The following is a 10251-nucleotide window of genomic DNA, read 5'->3' on the forward strand; positions in this document are numbered from 1 at the left end:
TTGTCTGCGCTGTCTGGCCACGGAAGCGCTGCGAAAACGCGCTTTGCGCTTAGACAGCCGCCATAGTTTACCGAATAACCACAGCAGATAACACATCAAGAGTAGGGCTATTGTCGGGATCAGCCACATGGCGCGTTAAAAGGCGTCTTTCGGGTTGCCGCCTTTCAGCAGCTTCAGAATATCTTCCTGCTTCTCTTCTTCTTCCTCGTCGTCTTCATCGCCCAGCTCGATGCCCAGCACGTCCATCAGCACATCGATACGATCCAGCGTCTTATCGACATACGCCTGTTCTTGCGCGTTCAGCGTTTCGCCATCGTCGATGCGATCCAGCAGCGCGTTCAGGCGTTCGTCATTTTCGAGCTTCGCCAGCTCTTCTTCCGGCGACAGGCGCGGTTTCGCTTCGGCCTTTGGCTTCGGCTGCGGTTTGGCCTTCACTTTGGTTTCGTCGACCACCAGCGCAACCGGCACTTTACTGCCGATACGCGGATCTTTGGCTTCCGCCGCCGATTTGTTTTTTTGGCTGCCGGACTCAACCTGGGTGCGTGAACCGGAAGCGTGGCCGCGGCGCTTTTTCAGGCGTTTGCGCTCGCGCGCTTCCTGATCGAGCTCCATACGGCTTTTCTTTTTCGTTTTTGACTTCGCCGCGCTGCCGCGAGGTGCTTTTGATGGCTGGTTCATAGCGTGTGCTCTTAGGTATGTAGATTCAGTATAGAATTGCGGCGGAATCTAGCAGAAAGCGGACAAAGAAAAAAGGCGGCAGGTTAAACCTGCCGCCTATTTCGCACCTTCTTGCGAAGGGTATTCCTGTTACGCGCTCCTTGCGTACATGCAACATCCCGGTTTTTCCTTCTGCTATAACCGCATTCCCTGCCACTACGTCCTTCATCCTGAAAGGAAAATCGTCCATGGCGCAATCCATTCGCATCCGCTCTTCCCGAGCGTGCTTCCTGCGGGCATCCAAACTGCCGATACTTCACCATCCGATGTGCCTGCCGCCTATTCCGGTGCGAAAGGGTCACTTCCTTTTGCGTTCATCCTGGCACTCATTGCACGCCCTGTGCATTCCCTAAGATTTGTCATCCTTCCCGGATGTTCCCTAATCCTGCGCAACCCTGCGTTAACGAGTACTTTACGTTATTGTTGCGAAGGCTCAAGGCACCTGACGCCGATTTGACTGACATTTCCACACAACGAAAAAACAACACATTGTTTTTAAAATAGAAACAGAAATATCGCTTTCGAATAAAGCGACATTACCCGCGATTCGAATGGCAAATGTCTCACAACGTACGGTCGGCATAACTGCCGTTTTATCGCGCCCCGCCGCTTAAAAACGGAGAAACACGCCATTTTTACCGCTGATGCAGTTATAATCGCCAACCAGTTAGCCATCCTCACGGAGACGAAAAATTTTGACCAGCAAGAACTACAACTATCATGTGACCCATTTCGTCACCAGCGCACCCGATATTCGCCATCTGCCGGGGGATGCAGGAATTGAAGTCGCCTTTGCCGGCCGTTCCAACGCCGGTAAATCCAGCGCGCTGAATACGCTGACCAATCAAAAAAGCTTGGCGCGCACCAGTAAGACGCCGGGGCGCACCCAGCTGATCAACCTGTTCGAAGTGGAAGACGGCATTCGTCTGGTCGACCTGCCGGGTTATGGCTACGCCGAAGTGCCGGAAGAAATGAAGCGCAAATGGCAACGCGCGCTGGGCGAATACCTGCAGATGCGCAACAGCCTGAAAGGGCTGGTGGTGCTGATGGATATCCGCCATCCGCTGAAAGATCTCGACCAGCAGATGATCCAGTGGGCGGTCGACGTCGGCACGCCGGTGCTGGTGTTGCTGACCAAGGCCGACAAGCTGGCCTCCGGCGCACGCAAGGCGCAGCTCAACATGGTGCGTGAAGCGGTGCTGCCGTTTATGGGGGATATCCAGGTCGAAGCCTTCTCATCGCTGAAAAAGATCGGCGTCGACAAGCTGCGCCAGAAGCTGGACACCTGGTTTAACGAGATCCCGCCGGAAGTGCTGCCGGAAGAGGACATCGGCGAATAAGCCCTGATCGCACGTTTGAGCCGATGCCTCGCCGCATCGGCTTTTTTATGCCCGCAGATCGGCCGCAGGCGGGATTTTTCGTTATCTAATTACATTTTTGAAATAAAGCCATCATAAAGACTTATTGCCAAAACGGGCTTGTCTCGCCGAATTACGCGGATTGAGGGAGCGGAAGCTGAAATGAAAAGCGGGGCCGAGCGATAGGAAAAACGTATGGTTTGCTGCTGTTTTTACAATAAAAAACGCCCCAGTCAATACTGACTGGGGCGGCTAAATATTCAGCCAAATCCGATTACGTGAAGTAAAAGGTCTGAAAGATAGAACATCTTACCTCTGTACCCTACGCCTGTAACTCTACATCATTTTTTCGCAGGGCAAAAGAATTTTTTGTAGTTTACTTACACAATTTGCGGCGCAAGAATGGCGAAGTTGGGGAAACTATCGCCGCATCTTGTAGCTTAATTACGAAAAGTGCTTAGGTTATCGCCAGTTAGCGCATACGGCGATAACCCGGCGATCAGTGCGCCTCATCCCAGTTCATGCCGACGCCCACATCGACCTTCAGCGGCACCGCCAGCGTCATGCTGCCTTCCATCAGTTGGCGGATGCGCTGGCTGGCTTCGTCGATCACCGATTCATGCACCTCGAACACCAATTCATCGTGCACCTGCATGATCGCGCGCACCAACGGCTTCTCCTGCCCCTGCAGCCAGGCGTCGACCTCGATCATCGCACGCTTGATGATATCGGCCGCCGTGCCCTGCATCGGGGCGTTGATGGCGGCGCGCTCGGCCGCCTTGCGGCGCATGGCGTTGCTGGAGCGGACGTCCGGCAGATACAGACGGCGGCCGTCCAGCGTGCTGACATAGCCCTGTTCGGAAGCCTGCTGACGGGTGCGCTCCATGTAATCCAGCACGCCCGGGTAACGCTCGAAGTAGAGATCCATATAGCGCTGGGCTTCCCCACGCGGGATCCCCAGCTGACGCGCCAGTCCGAAAGCGCTCATGCCGTAAATCAAACCAAAGTTAATCGCCTTGGCGCTGCGGCGCTGCTCGCCGGTCACTTTATCCAGCGGCACGCCGAAGACTTCCGACGCCGTGGCGCGGTGAATGTCTTTCCCTTCGGCAAAGGCCTTCAGCAGCCCTTCATCCTGTGACAGATGCGCCATGATGCGCAGCTCGATCTGCGAGTAGTCGGCCGCGACGATGCGGTAACCTTCCGGCGCAATAAAGGCCTGGCGAATGCGCCGCCCTTCTTCGTTGCGCACCGGGATGTTCTGCAGGTTCGGATCGCTCGAGGAGAGGCGGCCGGTGGCGGTCACCGCCTGATGGTACGAGGTATGCACCCGCCCGCTGACCGGATTGATCATCAGCGGCAGCTTGTCGGTATAGGTGGTCTTCAGCTTCGCCAGGCCGCGGTATTCCAGGATCACCTTCGGCAGCGGGTAGTCCAGCGCCAGCTCGGCCAGCACCTCTTCGTTAGTGGACGGCGCCCCGCCCGGGGTTTTCTTCAGCACCGGCAGCTTTTGTTTTTCGTACAGGATCGCCTGCAGTTGCTTGGTCGAGGCCAGGTTGAACGGCTCTTCCGCCAGCTCGTGGGCCTGCGCTTCCAGCTCAGCCAGACGCTTGGCCAGCTCTTGGGAGTGGGCCGACAAAATGGCCGGATCGATCAGCACCCCGGTGCGTTCGATATGCGACAGCACCGGCAGCAGCGGCATTTCAATCTCATTGAATACCGTCAGCAGTTCCGCGCTCTGTTTCAGCTGCGGCCACATCGCCAGGTGCAGCTGCAGCGTGACATCGGCGTCTTCAGCGGCGTAAGGCGCCGCCTGCTCCAGCGCGATCTGGTTGAACGTCAGCTGGTTTTTGCCCTTGCCGGCGATCTCTTCAAAGGTGATGGTTTTGTGGCCCAGATAACGATCGGCCAGGCTGTCCATATCGTGACGGCCGCCGACGCTGTCCAGCACATAGGACTCCAGCATGGTGTCGTAGGCGATGCCGCGCATCTCGATGCCGTAGCGCGCCAGCAGGCTCATGTCGAACTTCAGGTTTTGCCCGACCTTGAGCGCCTTCTCGTCCTCCAGCAGCGGCTTGAGCGCTTCCAGCACATAAGCGCGATCCAGCTGCGCCGGCGCATCCAGATAATCGTGCGCCACCGGCAAATAAGCCGCTTCGCCCGGCGCGATCGCGAAGGACAGGCCGATCAGGTTGGCGGTCAGGGTATCCAGACCGTCGGTTTCGGTATCAAAGGCAAATACGTCAGCCTTTTTCAGCCGCGCCAGCCAGTCGGTAAAGGTCGCTTCGTCCAGGATAGTGACATACCCATCCTGGGACAGCTTGGCTTCCGCCAAGGCTTTCGGCGCTTCCACGGCGGCAGCCGGTTTGGCGGCGCCGGCAGCTTTCGCACCCGCGCCTTTCTTGTGTTCCAGCCAGACGCCGGCTTCCACGTCTGCCAGCCAGCGTTTGAACTCGTACTGTTTGAACAGCTGTTGCAGCGTATCGACATCCGGCTCGGACACCGTCAGGTCCGCGCAGGTCAGATCCAGTTCGACGTCGGTTTTGATCGTCGCCAGCTTATAGGAGAGGTACGCGACCTCTTTATTCTGTTCCAGCTTGGCCGCCATGGTTTTGGCGCCGCGGAAGCTCAGCGTGGCGATGTTCTCCAAATTACCGTACAGCGCATCCAGCCCGCCGATACCCTGCAGCAACGCCTGGGCGGTTTTCTCGCCCACGCCCGGTACGCCGGGAATGTTGTCCGATGAATCGCCCATCAGCGCCAGGAAGTCGATGATCAACTCCGGCGGAATGCCGTACTTGTCGCACACTTCCTGCGGACCGAGGATCGTGTTGTTCATGGTGTTGATCAGGGTGACGTTCGGCGTCACCAGCTGCGCCATGTCTTTGTCGCCGGTGCTGATCAGCACCGCATGGCCGGCCTTTTCGGCCTCCAGCGCCAGCGTACCGATAACGTCGTCCGCCTCAACGCCGGGCGTCACCAGCAGCGGCAGGCCCATCGCCTTGACCATGCTGTGCAGCGGCTCGATCTGCGCGCGCAGATCGTCCGGCATCGGCGGCCGATGTGACTTGTATTCAGCGAAGAGATCATCGCGGAAGGTCTTCCCTTTGGCATCAAACACCACGGCAACGTGGCTCGGTTGATACTGCAGCAGCAGGCTGCGCAGCATATTCAGCACGCCGTACATCGCGCCGGTCGGCTCGCCCGCCGAGTTGGTCAGCGGCGGGAAGGCGTGATAAGCGCGGTAGAGGTAGGAGGAACCGTCAACCAGGATTAGTGGGTTTTCTGCAATCTGGGCCATAGCGTTTCTTTATCGTGATCGGACATAGGGGTAAGCATGCCATAGCTGGCCGTCGGAGACGAACCTTAGCGTGCATTGCGGACGAAAATGATGTGATTGTGTGCGAGGATCCGCAAGATCTTACCTGTGGATAACTTTGTGCATAGAAAAGAGACCGAATTATAACGCTGCGATTATCGTTATAACGGCGAATAAAATTCCTATTTAAATCACCGCGTTAAAAGAACGAATTCCGGCGACGCTTTATTATTGGCTTTTATTGGATTTGTGGATATAACTTTCGCCGGATTTTAATCGCACTATTCATCAAATTCGGCGCCTCAATTACCATAGCACAAGCTGGACAAGTTGCACGAAAACTCAGCAAATGGTTATCCGATGAGACGAAAAACAGTGATTTTTAGCGGCGCTTTACCCCGGCGATTTCTGTTAAAATGCGTTTTTGTTCATGCGTTTTGGCATGCAACGATGTTCCCAACAACCGTCAGCCCATAATCATGCCAAGATTGTTAACGCCTGTTATCTTTATCATTTCCGTCATACTTACCATTCTGGTGACGGTGTTGTGCTCCATCCCCATCACGCTGGCCGGCATCGTGAAACTCCTGGTGCCCATTCCCGCCGTCTGGCGATATATCTCGGCTTTCGCCGATTTCATGATGTGGTGTTGGTGCCAAGGGTTGGCGCTGTTATTGCGCATTAACGGGCAATTGCGTTGGGATATTGAAGGGCTGGAAGGGCTGGACCGCAAAAACTGGTATCTGCTGATCAGCAACCACGAAAGTTGGTCGGACATTGTCGTACTGTGCGTGCTGTTCAGAAATCATATTCCAATGAATAAGTATTTTCTCAAGCAACAGCTCGCCTGGGTGCCTTTTGTCGGCCTGGCCTGCTGGGCGCTGGATATGCCATTCATGAAGCGTTACTCCCGCGCCTATTTGCTCAAGCATCCGGAAAAGCGCGGCAAGGATATCGAAACGACGCGCCGTTCCTGCGAAAAATTCCGCCAGCGTCCAACCACCATCGTCAATTTCGTCGAGGGTTCACGCTTCACCGAAGCCAAGAAAATTAAAAGCAATTCGCCGTATCGCAATTTGCTGGCGCCTAAAGCCGCCGGCATCGCGTTTACGCTCAGCGCGTTGGGCAATCAGTTCGACAAAGTGTTGAACGTTACTCTGCTCTATCCGGAAAATAACCAACGGCCTTTTAGGGATATGCTGTGCGGGCGGCTGACGCGTATCGTGGTGAGAATAGAGACGCTGCCGATCGATGAAACCCTGCACGGGGACTACTTCAACGACAAGCAGTTCAAGCGGCGCTTCCAGCTGTGGCTGAATACGCTATGGCAGGAAAAAGATCGGTTGCTGGATAAATTGAAACGGCAATATGGATAAAAAAACGCCGGCGATGCCGGCGTTTTCGCATGGGGTCTGGCTTATTTCTGCTGGCTGAGGAATTTAACCACATCGGCGAACTGCTTCACGTAAGCGTCCATCGAGCTGGTGTCCAGGCCATCGTTCTTAACCATGTATTTGCCGTTGACGAATACCGCCGGCACGCCGCGCAGCTGCAGATCTTCTGCGGCTTTCTCCTGTTGAACCACCAGAGATTTCACCACGAAGCTGTTCCAGGCCGCATCATAATCTGCTGCGGTCACACCTGCTTTCACGAAGACATTGCGGATATCATCCGGCGTTTGCACGGTCTGGGTTTTCTGCACCGCTTCAAACATCAGCGGGCTCACCTTGTCTTCCACGCCCAGCGCCATCGCCACCGCCCATGCCTGAGTCAGCTGTTTGCCCAACGGCCCCAGGAATTCAACGTGGTACTTGGTCATTTTGGTGCCGGCAGGCAGCGCTTTCTTTACGTTCTCAGACACATGATAGACCTGCTCGAACTGGTAGCAGTGCGGGCAGTAGAAGGAGAAGAACTCCAACACCTGCGGCTCGCCGGTCACCGGTTTGTCCAGGGTCACATACTGAGCGCCATCGCTAAACTGTGCCGCCGAGGCACTGAATGCCATCACCATGCCAACGAGCGCCAACCATATTTTTTTCATAAGACTAAACTCTCCATTGTGTTAAAGCTTCAATACATTGGCGTCAGCTGCAGAGGGGGCTCCTGCAACAGCTTAACCTGTTCGGTGAAGGCCGCAGTCTGAGACAACCAGAAATCAGACTCCGCCATCCACGGAAAACTCTTAGGGAAGGCCGGATCCTGCCAGCGGCGAGCGACCCAGGCCAGGTAATACACCATGCGCATCGCCCGCAGTGGTTCAATCAACGCCAGCTCGCGCTGATCGAACTCGGCAAATTCGCTATACGCCTCCAGCAAGGCATCCAGCTGCATCAGTTGATCGCGACGTTCGCCGTGCAGCAACATCCACAGATCCTGCACTGCCGGGCCGTTGCGCGCGTCATCAAGATCGACGAACAGCGGGCCATCGCGCCACAGAATATTGCCCGGATGGCAATCACCGTGCAAACGGCGCGGCTGCCAGTTCAGATGCCAGTGCGACTTGATCGCCGCAATCAGATTATCCGTCGCCTGCAGGAACGCGTCATGCTGCGTTGCCGGTAGCAGCTCGCAATCGGCCAGCACCTGGCGCGGGGCGGTGAGGTACTCTTCAATCCCCATCGTTGGCCGCTCGGCGAACAAACGCTCACCGCCGACCTGGTGGATACGCCCCAGAAAACGGCCCACCCATTCCAACTGATCCAGATTGTCTATCTCGTATTGCCGGCCCCCCACGCTGGGGAACAGGGCAAAGAAAAAGCCGCCGTGCGTATGCAGCGTAGCGCCTTGCAGCGCCAACGGCGCCACCGCCGGGATCTCCGCGCCGGCCAGATCCAGAGCGAACTGATGTTCCTCACCGATCTGTGCGGCGCTCCAGCGCTCCGGGCGGTAAAACTTCACCACGTAGCGCCGGCGATCTTCGTCCATAAACTGATAGACACGGTTCTCGTAGCTGTTCAGCGCCGTCAGGCCGGAATCGACGCGCAGGCCAACTCCTTCTAGAGCGTCCATAATCAAATCGGGCGACAGGGTGTCGAAATTAAAAGCAGAGTTATTCATAACGTTCGTTTGATCGCTGACAGCACGGTGCCGGGAATGAGAAATAGTAGCATTAATGGCGCATTTCACGCGCTATGCTTTCTCGCACCGCACGAGGATCAGTCCTTGATAACGCCGCGAGCGCGCAGCAGCGCCGTCTTAAAATCTTCTTCGTAATCTTTCTTCAGACCCGGGATCTGATCCGTGCCGGCGCTACCGCGCATTTTCAGGTGATAAATGAGAATGTCGTCGCTCAGTTCGGACAACTCGCCCTGGAAGCCCGCTTCCTTCGCCAGCTTTTGCAAAAACTGCATCAAATTGAGATCGGGATCTTCCTGCCAGGCCGGGTGCAACAGCTCGATCAACTCGTTTACGCGATGCGTTTTCATCTCAATATCGTCCAATAGCATGAATAAACTCACAAAGTAACAGGCTTACCCACGCAGTGAAAGAACCGGCTTGTCAATAAAGGTAAATCCTGATGTCACGTCTGCTTTAGCGCTACAATCAGCCCATCGACAAGGCGGGATAAACGAGATGCATAAAGAAATCAGCGGCGTCATTTTGGCCGGCGGACGGGCCACGCGCATGGGCGGTGAAGACAAAGGCCTGGTGTCGATTGGCGGGATCGCACTCTATCAACACGTATTGGCTCGGTTACGGCCGCAGGTGACTTCCATCGTCATCAGCGCCAATCGCAATCAGGCATGTTATCAGGCGAGCGGTTTGCCGGTGATTGGAGATCTGACGCCCGATTTCGCCGGGCCGCTGGCCGGCATGCTGGCCGGGCTCAAGCAATCTTCCAGCGAATGGGTGGCCTTCGTCCCTTGTGATGTCCCCGACTTTCCCGCCGACTTAGTCGCTCAGCTATGGCAGCAAAAAGGCGCGGCGCAGGCGGCCTTTGCCAGCGATGGCGAACGTGATCACCCCACCCTGGCGTTACTGCATAGCCAAATAGCGCCGCAGCTGGCCGACTATCTGGCGCGCGGTGAACGCAAGCTGATGCTGTTCTTGCATCAAATTGGCGCACAACGCGTAGTGTTCAGCGGGCAACAAGCGGCATTTCATAACCTGAATACGCCGGCAGACTGCCGACATTGGCAACAAACACGAGAGCTAAAGAAATGAATCCTGTATTGCCCCCCTTGCTGGCCATCGGTGCCTACAGCGGAACGGGGAAAACCACCCTGCTCAAACAGCTGATCCCACTGCTGAAACAACGCCAGGTACGGGTTGGGCTGATAAAGCATACGCACCACGATATGGATGTGGATACGCCGGGTAAAGACAGCTATGAGCTGCGTAAAGCGGGCGCAGACCAAACGCTGGTCGCCAGCGATCGGCGTTGGGCATTAATGACCGAAACGCCGGAGCAACAACCGTTGGATCTGCATTATCTGGCGGGGCGCTTTGACGCCGATAAGGTCGATTTGATCCTGGTGGAAGGGTTCAAACATGAACCGGTCAGTAAGATCCTGCTTTATCGGGCCGAGATCGGCAGACCGTTGGAAGATATGCTGGATCAGTTTGTTATAGCGGTAGCCAGCGACCGACCGCTATCCATCACGGTTAAGCAGCTGGATCTCAACCGACCGGAAAGCATCGCCGACTTTATTGTCGAGTGGTTGAAAGGCGCAGCGTAGCTGCGCTTTTTGACGTTTTACGCATAGCAAAAAGCCCTGAACTGACGTTCAGGGCTTTCGGCTTTATTTGATGCCTGGCAGTGTCCTACTCTCGCATGGGGAGACCCCACACTACCATCGGCGCTACGGCGTTTCACTTCTGAGTTCGGCATGGGGTCAGGTGGGACCACCGCGCTATTGC

General features: G+C 55.9%; 10 protein-coding genes and 1 rRNA gene. 4 read left to right on the forward strand and 7 right to left on the reverse strand.

The annotated features are described in order from the left end of the window. Positions 1 to 135: 135 nt before the first annotated feature. Positions 136 to 678, reverse strand: a complete 543-nt coding sequence (gene yihI, locus ACJ8KE_RS23065) for a Der GTPase-activating protein YihI (protein WP_015379455.1) — start codon at positions 676 to 678, stop codon at positions 136 to 138. Positions 679 to 1412: 734 nt separating this feature from the next. On the opposite strand from yihI, the gene yihA reads away from it, so the two are divergent. After that, positions 1413 to 2057, forward strand: coding sequence for a ribosome biogenesis GTP-binding protein YihA/YsxC (gene yihA, locus ACJ8KE_RS23070; RefSeq protein ID WP_004931258.1), 645 nt, complete (start codon positions 1413 to 1415; stop codon positions 2055 to 2057). A 278-nt stretch (positions 2058 to 2335) separates the two neighbouring features. Here the strand turns inward: yihA and ACJ8KE_RS23075 are convergent, their stop codons facing one another. Further along, positions 2336 to 2383 carry a spot 42 RNA, inhibition of DNA synthesis gene (locus ACJ8KE_RS23075; protein WP_071892919.1) on the reverse strand — a complete coding sequence of 16 codons (48 nt, stop codon included), beginning with the start codon at positions 2381 to 2383 and terminating at the stop codon, positions 2336 to 2338. 191 nt (positions 2384 to 2574) lie between these two features. Next, positions 2575 to 5373, reverse strand: a complete 2799-nt coding sequence (polA, locus tag ACJ8KE_RS23080; RefSeq protein ID WP_016929638.1) for a DNA polymerase I — start codon at positions 5371 to 5373, stop codon at positions 2575 to 2577. A gap of 497 nt (positions 5374 to 5870) precedes the next feature. On the opposite strand from polA, the gene ACJ8KE_RS23085 reads away from it, so the two are divergent. After that, positions 5871 to 6767, forward strand: coding sequence for an acyltransferase (locus ACJ8KE_RS23085; protein ID WP_028128069.1), 897 nt, complete (start codon positions 5871 to 5873; stop codon positions 6765 to 6767). Positions 6768 to 6808: 41 nt separating this feature from the next. On the opposite strand, the gene dsbA is transcribed toward ACJ8KE_RS23085, so the two are convergent. The 3 genes from dsbA to ACJ8KE_RS23100 form a co-directional block, all read right to left on the reverse strand. Beyond that, entirely contained in the window at positions 6809 to 7432 is a 624-nt protein-coding gene (dsbA, locus tag ACJ8KE_RS23090) for a thiol:disulfide interchange protein DsbA (protein ID WP_004931264.1), read from the reverse strand. A gap of 29 nt (positions 7433 to 7461) precedes the next feature. Continuing rightward, positions 7462 to 8448, reverse strand: coding sequence for a serine/threonine protein kinase (locus tag ACJ8KE_RS23095; RefSeq protein WP_442517379.1), 987 nt, complete (start codon positions 8446 to 8448; stop codon positions 7462 to 7464). Positions 8449 to 8546: 98 nt separating this feature from the next. Then, a complete protein-coding gene (locus ACJ8KE_RS23100; RefSeq protein ID WP_004931268.1) occupies positions 8547 to 8816 on the reverse strand; it encodes a YihD family protein in 270 nt (89 codons plus the stop codon). 148 nt (positions 8817 to 8964) lie between these two features. Here ACJ8KE_RS23100 and mobA point away from each other — a divergent pair, with 148 nt between their 5' ends. Then, positions 8965 to 9555, forward strand: a complete 591-nt coding sequence (mobA, locus tag ACJ8KE_RS23105) for a molybdenum cofactor guanylyltransferase MobA (protein ID WP_049299556.1) — start codon at positions 8965 to 8967, stop codon at positions 9553 to 9555. Further along, positions 9552 to 10070, forward strand: coding sequence for a molybdopterin-guanine dinucleotide biosynthesis protein MobB (gene mobB / locus ACJ8KE_RS23110; protein WP_097101161.1), 519 nt, complete (start codon positions 9552 to 9554; stop codon positions 10068 to 10070). The genes mobA and mobB overlap by 4 nt, the downstream gene beginning before the upstream one ends. Positions 10071 to 10142: 72 nt before the next feature. On the opposite strand, the gene rrf is transcribed toward mobB, so the two are convergent. Further along, positions 10143 to 10251: ribosomal RNA gene (gene rrf, locus ACJ8KE_RS23115) — 5S ribosomal RNA — on the reverse strand; the annotation flags it as partial.

Source organism: Serratia sp. CY56464, assembly GCF_052168435.1.
Classification (GTDB): domain Bacteria; phylum Pseudomonadota; class Gammaproteobacteria; order Enterobacterales; family Enterobacteriaceae; genus Serratia; species Serratia marcescens.